The sequence below is a fragment of the Christensenella intestinihominis genome (assembly GCF_001678845.1).
GTDB lineage: Bacteria > Bacillota > Clostridia > Christensenellales > Christensenellaceae > Christensenella > Christensenella intestinihominis.
The window spans coordinates 58,399-74,426 of sequence record NZ_MAIQ01000002.1 but is presented as its reverse complement, the minus strand read 5'-3'; the positions used below and the strand labels follow the sequence as shown (position 1 = coordinate 74,426).

Genomic DNA, 16,028 nt, shown 5'->3' with positions numbered 1-16,028 from the left:
ATGAAAGTAATTTTGACGGAAGACGTAAAAGGCAAGGGAAAGACAGGCGATATTGTGAATGTGAGCGACGGCTACGCGCGCAATTTCCTGTTCCCCAAAAAGCTCGCCAAGCAGGCGACGGCACAGAACCTGAACGCCGCGAACATCGCGCATGCGGCGGAGAAGCATAGAAAAGACGTGGAAAAGCAGGACGCAAAGGAACTGGCAGAGCGCATTTCCGGCATGACGCTCACCATCCAGGCCAAGCACGGCGGTAACGGGAAGCTGTTCGGGGCGATTACCGCCAAGGAAATCGCGGCTGCGCTGTCCAAAGAAATCGGCGTGGAAATCGACAAGAAAAAAGTTTCGGCCCCGAACATCAAGGAGCTGGGGGAATATGACGTAAGCGTCAAGGTCTATGCGGAGGTAAGCACCGCGTTCAAAGTAGAGGTTAAAGGTGACTGACGGAACGGCGCGCGTACCGCAAGGACGGGTCGCCCCGAGCAACCTGGAGGCGGAACAATCGATCCTTGGCAGTATGCTTTTAAATGAAAAGTGTGTGTTTGAAGCGATGGAATCGCTGCATGAAACGGATTTTCACCAGCAGCAGCACCGCAATATTTTTCGCGCCATGGACGAGCTCGTGCGCGGCGGTGTCGCTGTAGACATGGTGACGGTCAGCCAGAAGCTGGAGCAGGAGGGCCATATGCCGATGGGCGGCATGGAATACCTGTCCGGCCTTACGATGACCGTTCCTTCGGTCGCGAATTTAAAGCACTATATCCACATCGTAAAGGAAAAAGCGGCGCTGCGGGAACTGATCGACGTATGCATGAAAATTTCCGACGACTGCTACCGCGGGGAGCAGGACGCGCGCGAAATTGCAAACGCGGCGGCGACGGCCATCCTGCGCCTCGCGCTCCAGGATGAACGGAGCTCGATGCAGCATCTTTCGGCGGCGCTCCAGCAAAGCTATGTAATCATCAGCGAAGCGATGAAAAACAAGGACGGCCTCATGGGCCTGCCCGCTGGCTTCCCGCTGATGGATAAAATGCTTTCCGGCCTGCAGGGCGGACAGCTGATTGTCATCGCGGGCCGCCCGGGTATGGGTAAAACGAGCTTTGCGATGAATATGGTGGAATATATCGGTCTTACGCAAAAAGCGGTCTGCCTTGTGTTCTCGCTGGAAATGTCGGCGGACCAGCTTGCGACACGCCTGCTGTGTTCGCAGGCCAGGGTGGACAGCCAGGACGCCCGTACGGGCAAAATCGGCGCGGTAGAGATCAACAAGTTTGCCGAAGCCATGAAAGAACTTTCGGGCACGGAAATTTACATCGACGATTCCGCGTCCATTACGCCGACGGAAATGCTGGCTAAGGCGCAAAGCCTTAAAAAAAGCAAAGGACTCGGCCTCATCGCCATCGACTATTTGCAGCTGATGCAGGCCGGGGGACGGGCGGAAAGCCGCCAGCAGGAGGTCGCGCAGATCACGCGTACCCTTAAAATCATGGCAAAGGAACTGAATGTCCCGATCCTGCTCCTGTCCCAGCTTTCGCGCGCTTCGGAAAAGCGCGATAAAAAATCGCGTTACCCAATGCTCTCGGATTTGCGCGAATCGGGCGCGATCGAGCAGGACGCGGACGTGGTCATCTTTCTGCACCGCGAGGATTATTATCCGGAAGATAAAACCCCGGAGAATATGGGAAGGGCACGCGTCATCATTGCCAAGCAGAGGAGCGGCCCCACGGGCGCGATTTCCATGCAGTGGCAGGGCGAATATACGAAATATATGGAAGTGGATTATGTCCACGACGAAGAGGAGGCGCCGGAGTATTGATTACCAACCAATGGTTTTGCGGGCTGTCGGACGATGTGCGTACGATTCGTGAGAACGTATTTGTGCGGGAACAAGGCTTCCCGCCGGAGGAGGAATTCGACGTATTCGACGACCAGGCCATGCATGTCGTGATTTACGACGGGGAAAAGCCGGTGGGCACGGGCCGCGTATACCATGACGGAAAAACATTCCGGATCGGGCGGGTTTGCGTGCTCCGGGAAGAGCGCGGGCAGGGCATAGGCGACCTGGTGATGCGCGTACTGCTCGTAAAGGCGTTCGGGTTTAATCCTTCCCAGGTGTGCGTGGACGCGCAGGTGCACGCCAAGGCATTCTATGAAAATTTCGGCTTTGAACAGGACGGGGAAGAGACCAGCGAAGCGGGCGTTCCTCATATCCCCATGCGCGTCACGAAGGACACGCTGGTTTTCAAAAGCGGATGCGGCAAGGAAATGCGTTTCAGGGAAATTTTCCCGGAAAAGGGATAAAAGCCGGGCGGGCATTGCTGTAAATAGCTGGAAATGATGCGGACCGGCGACGTTTTCCAAACGGCGCCGGTTTTGTCTTTGGCTGGATAGATTTAATTGACAGATGCTCTAGCGAGGATGTGACCAATATGCCGCCTGAACAAACAAAACTGGAAAAATGCGGAACCTATATGTGGTTCGGCTTCCTGCTGCCCTTCCGGGAGCGGCTGCGGCTCATTAAAGACGCGGGATTTGATACGGTGTGCACATGGTGGGACGATATGTTCGCCGAAACAGACGGCCGGAAAGAAGATCATTTCGACCAGGCGCTTGCCGCCGGGCTGTATCTGGAACACACGCACCTGCCGTATTTCGGGTGCGATGAACTATGGCGGCCCGGGCAGGATGGGGACGCGCTATGCAGGCGCTATTGCCGGGCGGTCGCCGGGGCTTCCGCAAGCGGAATCAGGACAGTGGTGATGCACCCGTTTGAACGCTTTTCCCCTCCAAACGGGAACTGGGATGTGTTTATTGCGCGAATGGAGCGGATTGCCGGGGAAAGCGCGAAACAGGGGAGCCGCCTTGCGGTCGAAAACCTGGCGGACCGGGAAGGGCTTAAGCGTATCATGGATTATTTCAGCACCAATCCCCATGTGGGGCTTTGTTTTGATACGGGTCATAACCATGTGGCGGCGCCGGGCAGCTTTGAACTGCCCGGCCTCTATCAGGACAGGATTTTTGCCCTTCATGTGCACGATAATAACGGGAAGACGGACGAACACCTTCTGCCCGGCGAGGGGACCGTCGACTGGGCTGCATTCATGGGGGCAATCGGAAAAACAAAATTTGAAGGCTCGTTGATGCTTGAGGCCTGCTACCCCATCGATATGGAAAAGTGGGGCAACGACCCGACCCGTGAATATGAGGCGCCTCCCGTTTCCCCGGAAGAATACCTGACAAAGGCAAGGCGGAGCTGTGAAAAAGTATTGCGGCCTAGATAGCAAGGCCCGGCAATACGGACAAAAAATTAAAACCGCCTGCCGTAGGCTTAAAGATACGGCAGGCGGTTTTTTTGACCGGGAAAATTTGCTGCGAGGGAGCAGAAAAACTATGCGTTCCGTCTGTTTTAAATAGTCAACCCATATTCCGACTGTTGCGGGAAGCGGCGGTAAATTCAATTAAATAGCAGGATAATGCGGTTTATTATTTTAATCCGGCGGCAACATCCTATTCAAAAACTATACACGCTTTGTCCATATTTTGAGGTTATGTTTATTATGTGCGGATTAACGCAACAAAATAGGGAGGAAGCGATGGAAAGGAACGTAACCTTAAAAACAGTAGAAAAAAAGAAAAAAGAGTACATGGAATACCTGCTGATGCAGGAAAAGGCAAAAAACACGGTGCGGGCCTATTCACGGCATATCGATACGTTTGTCCGTTACATCCGGGACGAACGGAAGCTTGAAGCGCTTGGAAAAATCGAGCTCGTGGAATTTAAGCAATGGATGCTGCCGAGGTATTCTCCATCGACCATTAACCTCGTGGTCAGTTCGCTGAACGGCCTTTTTGCTTTCATGGGTATGGAATCGATGAAGCTGAAAAAACTGAAGCAGCAAAGGTCCAACAGCCTGGAAAACGTATTGACCATGGATGAATATAAAAAGCTGCTTACCGCCGCAAAAATGCGGAATGAAAAAATGTACTGCATTATCCGCACCCTCGCCGGAATGGGAATCCGTGTGGGGGAATTGAAATATATTACCGTGGATGCGGTAAAGCATGGGGAAGCGCGGATTATCAATAAAGGGAAAATCCGGAACGTGGTGCTGAAGGAAAATATCCGCCGGATGCTGGAAGCCTACTGTGAAGCGAACGGTATTATAGGCGGCGTAATTTTTGAAGGGCGGAACGGCAGGGAAGTAATCAGCCGGGCCTATATTTGCGCGGCAATGAAAGAGCTGGGAACAAAGGCCGGCATTCCCCGGGAAAAATTATTTGCACATAACCTGCGCCATTTATTTGCAAAGCGGTTTATCGAAAAGACAAACGACATTGTAACGCTGGCGGACGTGCTTGGCCATACGAGCATAGATACCACGAGAATCTATACGAGAACGTCGAATGCGGAAAAACGCGCTAAAATCGAAACCGTAGATTTATAAGGAAAGCGGGAAGACAAAATGAAAAAATCATACATGGTTGGATAAGGATTGCTTAATATGCTATGATAGGATTAATTCTCAAAGAAAGTGGAAGAACGAATGAGAGCGGAAAAAAACAGGAAAACAAGAAAAAAATTAATCGATCAGGGAATTGAGATCATTTGCAAAGAAGGTATAAAAAACTTCTCGATCCGCAGGGTTGCCAAAGAATGCGGGATGTCACCGAAGGGCCCCTATAATTATTTTGAAGACGCGAACGACTTTATGAATGAAATCAGGCACAGGATTCTTCGCGGTATGATGGCGCGCCTGTATTCGGACGAAGTTTTGCGGGAAAAGGCCCCACTGGAACGGCTGGTCAGGCTGGAGGAAGCCTATGATTCCTACTACAGGCAATATTTCCATTTGCTGAACCAGGTTTTTTCCAAAGCCCCGATCACGCAATATTATATTGAAGACGACGGGGAAATCTGGCAGTATACTAAGGATTACCCGTTTGTGACCGATGAAGACGACGAACGGAACATAAAGCTTTACAAGCAAATGGTCCAGGCGGCCCTGATAGAAGGAATGCCGTATACAATTGACAAAAGCGGCAAGGGCGCGGCGGATCGCGCCAGGCAGATTCTTGAAACAGGGCTTTCCTGTATGGAGGGAACAATTACGGAGGGGGACGCGGAATGACAAGGCATGGCGAATTCAACCAAACGAAAAGCAACCTGCTGGCGCAGGCCCTCGTTATGATAAAGGAAGACGGCGTGGAAGCGTTTTCCGCCAGGAAGATGGCGGAAAGGTGCGGGCTTACCCACCAGACGCCCTACCGCTATTTTGAAAACAAGGAAGACCTCATGGAAAACATCATTACGGAAGTGCTCGTGCAGCTGGGCGATTACCTCAATGGTATGCTCCGGAAACGGGAAGGGGAGGAGCCCTTTCTTGTGATCTTTGAGGGAGCGATCCGCTTTTTGGTAAAAAACCCGAATTATGGAATACTGCTCTATTCCGGCGAGGGAAGGGGCAGGCCCGACGAGTATGCGGATGAACGGCGTAAACGGATTCGCATCAACTTCAGGGAGGTTGCGGAGGATTATTTTGTGCGCTGCGGAATTCCGGAAGGCAAACATGAGGATGTGTTCAACGCTGTAAACGCGGTATTAAACGGCCTCATCATGCGCATCATCAACCGGGCGATTGTGGTGGAAGGGAGCCTGAAACCCGCTGTCCGTACCATTGTTGAGGATATCCTCCACCTGCGGGTGCGGGAATAAAACCGGAAATATAAAGGAGCGCCCTGCGGCGCTCCCGTTATGAGGAAGAAAATGAAAAAAACTTTATATTTATATTATAACAGATTTATGAATATAAAATATTAAAATTATTAAGAAATTATGAATTAAACGCCATCCGTATGAAATATTCCCGGATGGCGTTTCGTTTATCGGTCCCTTCTGATATTGCTGCGGTATTCACTTGCCGCATCCTTCTCGCGCTTCCGCTGCTCCAGCCTGGCCTCGTTGCGGGCACGCGTACCCTCGAGTGTGGCCTTGCGGATTTCCACATCCCGTTTTTCTTCCATCTTGACGATTTTTTTCTGTTCCTTCAGCTCCGTTACCCGTCTTTTTGCGTCGATTTGACCGAGCTTTTCCTGTGCCGCCTGCTTTTCCTCTGCAATTTCGTTTTGCAGGGCATTGATTTTTTCGCTATGATCCATCTTAATTCAATTCCTTTCTTGCTGTTTTTGTTTGTCTCTATAAGTTAAACAAGAAAAGATAAAATAAACGGCGGGAAGGATTTTTTAATCTGCCGGGCCCGTGCCTCCATAAAAAAACGCCCGGGCAGCCGGGCGGGGTTTGGCAGTCAAAGCATGCGCAAGTATTCTTCCTTGTATGCCCGCCGCCCTTCGAGGGCGTCTTTTAGCGCCCGGATCATTGCGGGACGATCCTCGTTAAGCGTTCCGCGCAGCGAAACGTAATTGGACGCATGATTGCTGCGGAACACGCTTCCCTCGCAATCCATATGCTCCAGCATGACAAGTGTTTCGAGGGAAACCTCCTCCGGCGTTAAAACCTGGAAACTTCCGCCTGTGGCTTCCGAAAAAAGAGGAGTGCCTTCTTCCAGCATCAGGGTCAGCAGGCCGATATAATCGGGTTTCATTGCGGTGAAGGCTTCCCCGGTGTGAACGGCATGCCCGCGCCAAAGCTTTTTCCCGCCGATCCCGCTGATGGCTGTGACGGAAAGTGGAATTCCGCTGTCCTTTACGCGCAGGCCCGCGGCGACAATTTCCCCGGCTGTCATTCCCTTATGGATATGCCGCAGCACTTCGTCGTCGCCCGATTCGAGGCCAAGGTAAATCATGCCGAGCCCCGCCGATTTGAGCGCTTCCAATTCGTCTGGCTGTTTCAGGAGAATACTGCGCGGAGAACCGTAGACCGCCGTACGCCTGCAATCGGGAAAAAGCATACGGATATGGGAGAGGATTGCCAGCAATTTCTCCGTCGGCAGGACCAGGGCGTCGCCGTCCGCAAGAAAAATGCGCCCGGCCTTTGGATAAAGCCGCGCCATTTCCGTAAGGTCCGCAAGAATGTCCTCCACCGGACGGATGCGAAACTGCTTGTCTTTATACATCCCGCAAAACGTACATCGGTTGTGGGAACATCCGATGGTAGCCTGTACGATCAGGCTGTGGGCCTCGCTCGGGGGCCGGTAAATGCTTCCTTCATACTGCATAAATTTCTCCCGGTCAAAAAAACCTGTCGGCCATATGGCGGACAGGCTCTTTATTCGTTTGGCTGTGCCGGTTCGTCCGATGCTCCCGCGGACGGTTCCGCACCATCGGACGGGGCGGGGCTGCCGTTTTCCGGGAATACATATTTCTTTTCCCCAGGTTTCAGCCATCCAAGGCGTTCGCGCGCTTCACGCTCCACATACTCGTCGCTGCCAATATAATTCTGTTCATTTTTATAATAGTCAATTTCTTTATTGAGGGCTTCCTGCTCCTCCAGCAATTGCTGCTGCTTTGTCTGCTGGGCCGCAAGGATCGTCTGCTGGTTAAAGAACGTCAAACTGGCATACACAAGTACGCCCAGTAAAACAAACACCTTTATCCGGTTGAAACGAAATGTCCTTTTTTTCTTTGCCATAGGCAAACCTCCGCCGATTATCTATAACATATCATACTCCGGCGCGTTCTTCAAGCAGAATCCTTATAAACCCACGCTTGCCGAATGAATCTTAAATTTTTACGAAAGTATTTAAAAAGTATGAAGTAAGTGCTATAATGATACCTGATTTTGCAGACTGGTTTCAGGAACTGCAACCGGGACGCGCTATGCGGACCGCAGGAAAAACAAAAAGGAAGGTTTTTGTATTTTATGAAGAAGATTCTGATCGTAATGCTCGCAATGCTTATGGCATGCAGTATATTTGCGGCTTGTTCCAAGCCGGCGGAAGAAGAGCCGTCCGTACAGCCGACGGTAATCGCGGCGGAAACGCCGCAGCCGACGGAAACCCCTGAGGCTACCTCGGAGGTGCCGACGGACGTATCCCCCACAACGGGAATGCCGGGCAACACGGCGTATAAACCAATTATGGTGCAGATCGACAACGCAGACGCAGCGCGTCCGCAAACCGGAATCAGCTATGCGGATATCGTGTATGAAACGGACGTCGACGGCGGCGACACACGGTTCACGGCGCTTTATAACGACGCGGTCAACGGCACGGGCGCGCCGGACGAGCTGATCGTCGGGCCGGTGCGTTCCTCGCGGTATTACCACCAGTGGATTCAGGAAGAGTGGGACGCCCTCTATGTCCATATGGGAGGGCCGGACGAAACCTCCAAGGAAGAAACCGACATCTGGGGCGCCAGCAGCGAGCATGTCAAGCAGCGCGTCAACGGTGCGGGCAAGCATGCAGTCAATAATGATCTTTTCTTTGCACTGAAAGAAGGCCATTCGGCAGCGGATTTTGCGGGGATCGACCTGATGAAGGCGCTCGACGTTTACGATTACGAGCCGCAGGCGCTCCAGTCCTTCACGTTCTATCCGGCGCAGGACTATGCGGACCAGCCGGAAATTTCAGGACTCGAGCTGTACTTCTTTGGGAATAAAACGCCGCTTGCGTCTTATGAGTACGACAGCGCCGACGATAAGCTGCTTCGTTCCACCAGGGGCAAGGAGCATACGGACGCCGAAACAGGCGACCAAATTAAGGTGCAGAATGTGATCGTCCAGTTTGTAAACGATGAGAAAGCAAACGACGGACCGGGAAGCGACCGCAGGATTGTGGACGTAAAAGGCAGCGGCGACGCGCTGTTCGTAATCCACGGTAAGCTGATGAAGGGTACGTGGGAACGCCCGACATACGACAGCGCGACCTCCTACAAGCTGGAAAGCGGTGAAGAAATCACGCTCGCGCCCGGGAACACATGGATTTCCATGATGCCCGCAGGCAAGGATGCGGTGGTCACCTATGCCGACGGAACGGAGGAGACGATCAGCGGACAGGCGGAATAAAGAACAATCAGGAATAACAGGAAGGCTGCCTTAACCGGCAGCCTTTTTATTATTGGTTGCGCAAATAACAGGATTTCATATATAATGGTATTATCTCGAAATATGGAGGAGAAAAAAATGCCTAAATATACCAAGGCGGAATTACATAAAATCATTGATGAAAACGACATCAAGTTCCTGCGTTTGCAGTTCACCGATATTTTTGGAATCCTGAAAAATATCACGGTCATGGCCTCGAAGCTTGACAGCGTGATCGAGCAGGGATGCATGTTCGACGGTTCGTCGATCGACGGCTTTGCGCGAATCGAGGAGTCGGATATGATGCTCCTGCCCGATCTTGATACGTTTGAAATTTTTCCGTGGTCGAACCCCAAGGGGCGTACGGCGCGGTTTATCTGCGACGTGTATATGCCGGACGGTACGCCGTACGAGGGCTGCCCGCGGCACATCCTGAAGCGCCAGTTGGCGAAGGCGAAGGAAATGGGCTACACCATGAACGTTGGACCCGAATGCGAATTTTTCCTCTTCCATAAGGACGAGCACAACAAGGCGACCATCGAAACGAATGACGACGGCGGCTATTTTGACCTCGCCCCCCTCGATATGGGCGGCGCCGCCCGGCGGGATATCTGCCTTGCGCTCGAGGAAATGGGGTATGAAATTGAGGCTTCCCACCATGAATGTGCGGCGGGACAGCATGAAATCGATTTTAAATACGGAGATGCGCTGCGGATGGCGGACGATGTAATGACGTTTAAAATCGTCGTCAAGCGTATCGCACAGGACCATCACCGCCATGCGACGTTTATGCCCAAGCCGATTTTCGGAGTGGCGGGAAGCGGCATGCATATCAATATGTCGCTGTGCTCGGAAACGGGCAACGCATTTTGCGATAAGTCCGACGAGCTAGGCCTCTCAAAAGAGGCCTACGGCTTCATGGCGGGAATCCTGAAGCATGCGCGCGGCCTTTCGCTCCTGACCAATCCGACCATCAATTCCTATAAACGGCTGGTGCCGGGCTTTGAAGCGCCGTGCTACATTGCATGGTCTGCGAAAAACCGAAGCCCATTGATCCGCGTGCCCTTTGCGCGCGGCGCGGCGACAAGGGTGGAAATGCGCAACCCGGACCCGACGGCCAATCCTTATTTCGCCTTTGCGGGCGCGCTCGCGGCGGGCCTGGAGGGAATACGCGAAGGAATTACCCCGCCGCCGCCGGTGAATGAGAACATTTATACGCTGTCGGAGGCGGAAAAGAAAAAGCATATGATCCGGCGCGTGCCCCAGAATATGTTCGATGCCATCAATGATTTCAAGGAAGACCCGCTGATGCGGGAGGTGCTCGGGGACAGCACCTATGAGAAATACCTCAAAGGCAAAAAGCATGAATGGGCGGATTATTCCACCTGTGTGCACGAATGGGAGCGCCAGCACTACCTGACCAAATACTAAAGCCGGTACGCCAATTCGGAATTTCCCGGATTGGCGTATTTTTATGTTGACAAATTGGCCGCAATCCACTAAAATTATTAGTGCTATCGAAAAAGATGGCCCCATGGTCAAGCGGTTAAGACGTAGCCCTCTCACGGCTGAAACTCGGGTTCGATTCCCGGTGGGGTCACCACGTCGCAGCAAACTACGCTGCGCTTCAAAGCCTCGCTTTTAGCGAGGCTTTTGCGTTATGCTCCGTTGCTGCTCCTTTCCCCAACAAACCCACTCCGCTTCGCTTCGTTGGGCTTTGCTGGGGCCCCGTTTTGCATCTGCTGGGCTTGTGCGAGGGTCCCTTTTATTTACATCTATTTTGTATCAATGACACACAAAAAATAACCCGCACATTTATTGTGCGGGTTATTTTTTGTGGTTTGCGGGAATCGAACCCGGGGTGTAAAAAAGGTCGTAATCATTCGTTTCATGAGGCGGGAGCCGAAATGAAATAACCTTGAGCAAAGGGGGAACACGGGGGAAATGCAATTTCCGCCCGTGAAGAGCCGCAAGGCGGCAAAAGGTGGGGTCACCACGTCGCGGCAAGTTCCGCGATTTCAAAGCCCTCGCATATGCGAGAGCTTTTTCATGTGTGCTTAAGCGCACATACAAAAAATCCGGGCCCCGTAAGCGGCCCGGATTTCCGATAATACACACAAACGCGGAGGAAGCTATTCACCGGGAAGAATCCCGGCAAATATCGCCCGCAATGGAACGAAAGGGTTACTCCCCGATAATCTGCACCTGCACCGTCCGTTCGCGCGGGCGCGTGGTGTCGAAATCGACGAAGTATATGTAACCGAATTCGCCGAGGTCCATCTTCCCGTCGATCAACACGATGGTTTCACTCCGCCCGACAAGGGCGGAACGAAGGTGCGCATCTGTATTGTGGCAACCCCGCGCGTCCTCGCCGTGTTCTTCTGCAAACTCCAGCGCCTTGGGGCCGGGATGCAGATAAATGCCTTCCCTGCTGCAGGTGGGAATCATGCCTTCCATCACGTCGACAAAATCCTGCTGGAGCGTCTCGAGGCCCGTCATGGACATGTCGAACGCCGCCTCCTGGGTAATGACGCAGCAGGTTGTGTGGTGCGAATAAATAACGACAATGCCGTTTTTGATGCCGGAGCGCCCGATTATTTCCGAAACGGATTGCGTAACGTTGGAAAACGTCGCAATATTGGGCCGGGCCTGCACCTTAAGTTCTTCACGGTAAACCATAAAGTTTCTCCTTACTGTTCACTATTTTGCAAATCTTCACGCGCTTTTTTGACGTAGGAAACCATCTCGTCGAGCAGCGCATACGGGTCCTTGGAACGCAGGATGCCGGATGCGGAGCCTGCCGCCTGGGACCCTGCCATAATAAAATCGTAAATTTGCTGCGCGGTCGTGATCCCCGCCGCCTGTTCCACCATGATATCCGGGTCGATCGCCTTCACAGCCCTGACCGCTTCCTTTACATAGCTCATGTCGCTGGCGTTTTCCGTGCCGATCAATTCGCTGGGCTCGGGATTGATAACGTCGGGGTGCAGCTGCGCGATTGCGCACGCCTCGTCGATCGTATCCGCGCAGACAAAAGATATCATATCCAGCTCGTTTGCCCGGTCGATGCCTTTTTTTATGTGCGAAAGCGTCATGGGGCGTTCGCAGTGGTTGAGGACAACACCCTGCGCGCCCGCCGCCTTAAGCGCCTCGGGCAGCACGTCGGCCATTCCGCGCCCGGGGGGGATAATGTCCATATAAGGCGCGAGCACAATCAGCCGCTCCGTTCCTTCCGCAATACGGCGGATTTCCGTATAGGGGGCGATAAACAGCACGTCGACGTCATATTTTTTCGCGGCGTCGTCCGCGGCCTTGGCGAAGTTGTAAACATCGTCGCCGTAAATATAATTTTTTACACTCGTTTCAAAAAACGGCGTGCGGATTTTTGGCTTCATTTAAGTTTTCTCCTAATAGTATATCGGCCCTGGAACGGTTTATTCGCCCATTACCGTGATTTTAACGGTGCGCTTGCGGCCGCGGACCTGGTCCCAGTCGATGAAATATACGTAACCGAATTCACCGAGATCGAGTTCGCCGTCTTCTACCTGGATGCTCTCCGAGCGGCCAAAAAAGCAGGAACGCAAATGTGCGTCGGTGTTCAGGCTGGTCCAGGGGCCGGGTTCGCCTACGCTGTCACCGAATTCAATATGCTTCGGACCCGGATGCAGGTATTGGTTTTCCACCCGGCAGGTGGGCACAAGCTGCTCCATGAGGTTGCACAGGTCCTGCTGGAGGTATTCAAGGCCGAAATAGGTCTTGTCGTGCGAGCATTCCTGAATCATGACCGAGCAGGTCGTATGGTGCGAATAGACGGTAAGAAGGCCGTTCTTAATACCGGATTTCGCCAGGATTTCCTTGATCCCTGCCGTGATGTTGTGGAAGGTGGGGTGCAATCCCTCGGACTGGACCGTAATGCTGTCTTGATACATTTTCATAATACTGTTCTCCTTTGGATTAAGTTAATAGAAACCTTATATTTTATTTTTGGTTCAAACGTTTTCCCACAGCCCCGCCGGGATGGACGACGGCAAATTTTTCATTCTGGTAATCCGTTGCCGATATCACCGCGGCCTGGAGCGCGTCGAAGATTGCGGACAAGCTGATAAAGCTGGTCGTCCCCTGGCAGTCGTATTTGTCCACCTCGCGGTTTACGTGCATACGGAGGACGATATCCGCATTTTGCGCCAGCGGGGAATCGAGGTTCTCCGTGACGGCGATCACGGTTGCCCCCTTGGTTTTGCAGATATCGAGGATCGGCAAGAGTTCCTCCGTTTTGCCGCCTCTGGAGGCCAGCAGGATCACATCGCCCTCCTGCAGGAAACCGGTAGCGCCATGCACCGCCTCGGCGGGGGAAATAAAGCGCGCGGGGCGTTCGATGCAGCACATCAGATGCGCAAAATGCCGGCAGGCAATCCCCGAATGGCCGCAGCCGGAAGCCGCAATCCGCTCCGCCCTGCAGAGGACGGAAACGGCCTTTTCAAATTCCTTTCCGTCGAGGAATGAAAACGCCTGCGCAAGGCATTCCGATTCGATTGCGAAAGAATTTTTTGCAATGGTCAGTAAATTAGGGTCCATAATAAAACCTGTCCTTTTTTCATATTTTTCAGGCAGCTTGGAAATTAATGTGAAACGTCCGGCACAAAGACCTCGAGCCCGCTTGCCAAGAGTGTCTTTTGCAGGGAAGCATCCGGGATTTCGTTTGTAAAAATCCCGTCGATTTCGGATAATCCGGCATAGGCAATCAGCGAACACTGGTTGAATTTGCTGCTGTCGAGCAATACGTATTTGGAATCCGAACGCTCGATCACACAGGTGTTCAGGCTCGAAATATCGATTTGGTTGGAAGAAAACCCCGACTGTATGTGCATGCCGTCACATCCGAGGAAGCATTTCGTAAAATGGAAAGGCGCAAGGTATTTTTCGGTAAGCGGTCCTGAAAAATCCCGCCGCCTGTCGTTATACTCCCCGCCGATCAGGTACACCTTGCAGTTTGGCGAAGGAGCAATGGCCTGCGTATTGGCAATGGAATTGGTGATAATCCTCAGCGATGAAAACTCATTGCGCGCGATGCGCGCGCTCAGGGCCAGCGTCATCTGGAATATTGTCGTGCCGCAGTCAAGGTAAATCGTATCCTCGTCGCTGACCGCCGCGGCCGCAAGACGGCCGATCCCGACCTTCTCCTGCTGGAATATTTTCTCCCTTTGTTCAAAAGAATATGAGGGCGCATTTTCGGCAAGCTGTATTCCTCCGTAATTGCGCACGACCTTTCCGGCTTTTTCCAAATCGGAAAATACCCGACGCACGGTGGCTTCCGAAATTCCCAGGATGTTCGCCGCCTCGCCGGTGGTCATCCGGCTTGAAGACTGCAAAGCATTGAGGATATATTCTTCGCGCGATGCCTTTTTGTTCATAACGTACGCCCCTCGGATTCGTTTTATAGCTTCATTATAGCATGGAAGCGGTAAAGGTCAAGCAGAAAATGATCGAAACGATCAAAAAAATAAAAAAATGATCGAAACGATCAAAAAATCATTGACAGGGAGGAAATATCCCGATAAAATGAAATTATCGGGAAAACTGTAAATATTGTCATACCACGTCCGAAACCCGGATGTTCTTTCAGGAAAGACTCATTGAACTTATAAATAATAAATAAATGATTAAAACGGCGCCGTGTTACTCCACATATTAATGCGGCGGCGTTATATAAAAAGGAGGATATTAATCCGTAAGGCTTGCGGTGTAGCAGTGTGGAGACCTGCTATAATGCGTACAGAGCAACATCCGTCTGTTCGCGAGGCGTATTGTGCGGAGGCAAATGCGCCAGAGCCAGGAAATATGGCAAACGTTATTTTAAAGGACATCAAAAAGGTGTATCCGTATGCCGGAGGCAAGGCGGAGAAGAAGAAACAGGCAAAAGGCACCGGGGAGAAGAAGGCCAACCTGCAGATTACGGAGCAGGGAGTCGTCGCGGTACAGGCGTTCAACCTGGATATTGCGGACAAGGAATTCATTGTGCTGGTCGGCCCGTCCGGCTGCGGGAAATCAACATTGCTGCGCATGATCGCGGGGCTGGAGGAAATCACGGAGGGCGAGCTTTATATCGGCGACAACATGGTAAACGATGTAGAGCCCAAAAACCGGGATATCGCAATGGTGTTCCAGAACTACGCGCTGTATCCCCATATGACGGTATTTGAAAATATGGCGTTTGCACTTAAATTGCGGAAAGTGCCCAAGGACGAAATCAAGAAAAAGGTACGCGAAGCGGCGGAGATATTGGATATCACCGAATATCTGGACCGCAAGCCCAAAGCGCTTTCGGGCGGGCAGCGCCAGCGCGTCGCCATTGGACGGGCGATTGTGCGCCAGCCCCAGGTGTTCCTGATGGACGAGCCGCTTTCCAATCTTGACGCGAAGCTCCGCAACCAGATGCGCGCGGAGATCATCAAGCTTCGCCAGAAGGTTGACACTACGTTTATCTATGTGACGCACGACCAGACGGAGGCCATGACGCTCGGCGACCGGATCGTAGTCATGAATGACGGTTTTATCCAGCAGATCGGAACGCCCCAGGAGGTATTCGACCATCCGGCGAATATTTTCGTCGCAGGGTTCATCGGGTCGCCGCAGATGAATTTTTTCGATGCGGAGCTGGTCCGCAGCGGGGATGGGTACTCCGTTTCGGTAAACGGCGTGCAATTTGGCCTGTCGGAGGAAAAACAGGGCTTGCTGCGCGGGCGGGATATCCCGCAGCAGGAAATTACCCTTGGAATCCGTCCCGAGCATATTACAGTCGGGGAGGAAGGCATCCCCGCCATGGTGGATTTATCGGAAATGATGGGCACCTCGATCCACCTTCATGCCGCTGTGAACCATACGGATGTGGTTGTGGTCGTTCCGACGGCGGACGTACAGGATAAGGGCCGGTCCGCATTCACCCATGGAATGGAAGTCAAGCTGGAATTCGGCGGCAATGTGGTTCATTTGTTTGATAAGGAAAATGGGGAAAACCTCTGTCTTTAAGATATAAAAAACCGCGGGAAGGCCT

The 16,028-nt window shown here is 52.4% G+C and carries 18 protein-coding genes and 1 tRNA gene; 11 read left to right on the top strand and 8 right to left on the bottom strand.

What is annotated here, in order from left to right; translation table 11 throughout:
- The 7 genes from rplI (at nt 1) to BBD38_RS03025 (ending at nt 5,713) form a co-directional block, all read left to right on the top strand.
- On the top strand, nt 1–444 hold the full coding sequence (rplI, locus tag BBD38_RS03055) for a 50S ribosomal protein L9 (RefSeq protein WP_066684371.1): 444 nt from the start codon (nt 1–3) through the stop codon (nt 442–444).
- A complete protein-coding gene (dnaB, locus tag BBD38_RS03050; RefSeq protein WP_066684369.1) occupies nt 437–1,816 on the top strand; it encodes a replicative DNA helicase in 1,380 nt (459 codons plus the stop codon). The genes rplI and dnaB overlap by 8 nt, the downstream gene beginning before the upstream one ends.
- A complete protein-coding gene (locus BBD38_RS03045; protein WP_066684366.1) occupies nt 1,813–2,301 on the top strand; it encodes a GNAT family N-acetyltransferase in 489 nt (162 codons plus the stop codon). Before dnaB ends, BBD38_RS03045 begins: the two co-directional genes overlap by 4 nt.
- Nucleotides 2,302–2,429: 128 nt before the next feature.
- Nucleotides 2,430–3,281: a sugar phosphate isomerase/epimerase family protein gene (locus BBD38_RS03040; RefSeq protein WP_066684365.1), complete on the top strand. Its 852-nt coding sequence runs from the start codon at nt 2,430–2,432 to the stop codon at nt 3,279–3,281.
- Between the two features lie 312 nt (nt 3,282–3,593).
- A complete protein-coding gene (locus BBD38_RS03035; RefSeq protein WP_066684363.1) occupies nt 3,594–4,445 on the top strand; it encodes a tyrosine-type recombinase/integrase in 852 nt (283 codons plus the stop codon).
- Nucleotides 4,446–4,544: 99 nt separating this feature from the next.
- The gene (locus BBD38_RS03030; RefSeq protein WP_066684361.1) at nt 4,545–5,129 is read left to right on the top strand and encodes a TetR/AcrR family transcriptional regulator; all 585 of its coding nucleotides are present in this window, start codon (nt 4,545–4,547) and stop codon (nt 5,127–5,129) included.
- On the top strand, nt 5,126–5,713 hold the full coding sequence (locus tag BBD38_RS03025; protein ID WP_066684359.1) for a TetR/AcrR family transcriptional regulator: 588 nt from the start codon (nt 5,126–5,128) through the stop codon (nt 5,711–5,713). The genes BBD38_RS03030 and BBD38_RS03025 overlap by 4 nt, the downstream gene beginning before the upstream one ends.
- A gap of 167 nt (nt 5,714–5,880) precedes the next feature.
- Here the strand turns inward: BBD38_RS03025 and BBD38_RS03020 are convergent, their stop codons facing one another.
- The 3 genes from BBD38_RS03020 to BBD38_RS03010 all read right to left on the bottom strand — a co-directional run bounded on the left by BBD38_RS03020 (nt 5,881) and on the right by BBD38_RS03010 (nt 7,585).
- Nucleotides 5,881–6,156: a hypothetical protein gene (locus BBD38_RS03020; RefSeq protein WP_066684357.1), complete on the bottom strand. Its 276-nt coding sequence runs from the start codon at nt 6,154–6,156 to the stop codon at nt 5,881–5,883.
- Between the two features lie 146 nt (nt 6,157–6,302).
- Nucleotides 6,303–7,172, bottom strand: coding sequence for a radical SAM protein (locus tag BBD38_RS03015; protein ID WP_066684355.1), 870 nt, complete (start codon nt 7,170–7,172; stop codon nt 6,303–6,305).
- A 50-nt stretch (nt 7,173–7,222) separates the two neighbouring features.
- The gene (locus tag BBD38_RS03010; RefSeq protein WP_066684353.1) at nt 7,223–7,585 is read right to left on the bottom strand and encodes an FtsB family cell division protein; all 363 of its coding nucleotides are present in this window, start codon (nt 7,583–7,585) and stop codon (nt 7,223–7,225) included.
- A gap of 231 nt (nt 7,586–7,816) precedes the next feature.
- Here BBD38_RS03010 and BBD38_RS03005 point away from each other — a divergent pair, with 231 nt between their 5' ends.
- The 3 genes from BBD38_RS03005 (at nt 7,817) to BBD38_RS02995 (ending at nt 10,580) form a co-directional block, all read left to right on the top strand.
- Nucleotides 7,817–8,959, top strand: coding sequence for a DUF3048 domain-containing protein (locus tag BBD38_RS03005; protein ID WP_147568059.1), 1,143 nt, complete (start codon nt 7,817–7,819; stop codon nt 8,957–8,959).
- A gap of 117 nt (nt 8,960–9,076) precedes the next feature.
- The gene (gene glnA, locus BBD38_RS03000; RefSeq protein WP_066684349.1) at nt 9,077–10,408 is read left to right on the top strand and encodes a type I glutamate--ammonia ligase; all 1,332 of its coding nucleotides are present in this window, start codon (nt 9,077–9,079) and stop codon (nt 10,406–10,408) included.
- Nucleotides 10,409–10,505: 97 nt separating this feature from the next.
- A tRNA-Glu gene (locus BBD38_RS02995) sits at nt 10,506–10,580 on the top strand.
- Nucleotides 10,581–11,161: 581 nt separating this feature from the next.
- On the opposite strand, the gene BBD38_RS02990 is transcribed toward BBD38_RS02995, so the two are convergent.
- Genes BBD38_RS02990 through BBD38_RS02970 form a run of 5 tightly spaced genes read right to left on the bottom strand, consistent with a single transcriptional unit; the run spans nt 11,162 to nt 14,388 of the window.
- On the bottom strand, nt 11,162–11,656 hold the full coding sequence (locus BBD38_RS02990) for a secondary thiamine-phosphate synthase enzyme YjbQ (RefSeq protein WP_066684347.1): 495 nt from the start codon (nt 11,654–11,656) through the stop codon (nt 11,162–11,164).
- An 11-nt stretch (nt 11,657–11,667) separates the two neighbouring features.
- Nucleotides 11,668–12,372 (bottom strand): triose-phosphate isomerase, encoded by a 705-nt coding sequence (locus tag BBD38_RS02985; protein WP_066684346.1) that lies wholly within the window; start codon nt 12,370–12,372, stop codon nt 11,668–11,670.
- A 39-nt stretch (nt 12,373–12,411) separates the two neighbouring features.
- Nucleotides 12,412–12,912: a YjbQ family protein gene (locus BBD38_RS02980; protein WP_066684345.1), complete on the bottom strand. Its 501-nt coding sequence runs from the start codon at nt 12,910–12,912 to the stop codon at nt 12,412–12,414.
- Between the two features lie 43 nt (nt 12,913–12,955).
- Complete coding sequence (locus BBD38_RS02975) at nt 12,956–13,552, bottom strand: KpsF/GutQ family sugar-phosphate isomerase (RefSeq protein ID WP_066684344.1); 597 nt, start codon at nt 13,550–13,552, stop codon at nt 12,956–12,958.
- A gap of 44 nt (nt 13,553–13,596) precedes the next feature.
- Nucleotides 13,597–14,388, bottom strand: a complete 792-nt coding sequence (locus BBD38_RS02970) for a DeoR/GlpR family DNA-binding transcription regulator (protein ID WP_066684343.1) — start codon at nt 14,386–14,388, stop codon at nt 13,597–13,599.
- Between the two features lie 427 nt (nt 14,389–14,815).
- Here BBD38_RS02970 and BBD38_RS02965 point away from each other — a divergent pair, with 427 nt between their 5' ends.
- On the top strand, nt 14,816–16,003 hold the full coding sequence (locus tag BBD38_RS02965; protein ID WP_066684342.1) for an ABC transporter ATP-binding protein: 1,188 nt from the start codon (nt 14,816–14,818) through the stop codon (nt 16,001–16,003).
- The last annotated feature ends 25 nt before the right edge of the window (nt 16,004–16,028 follow it).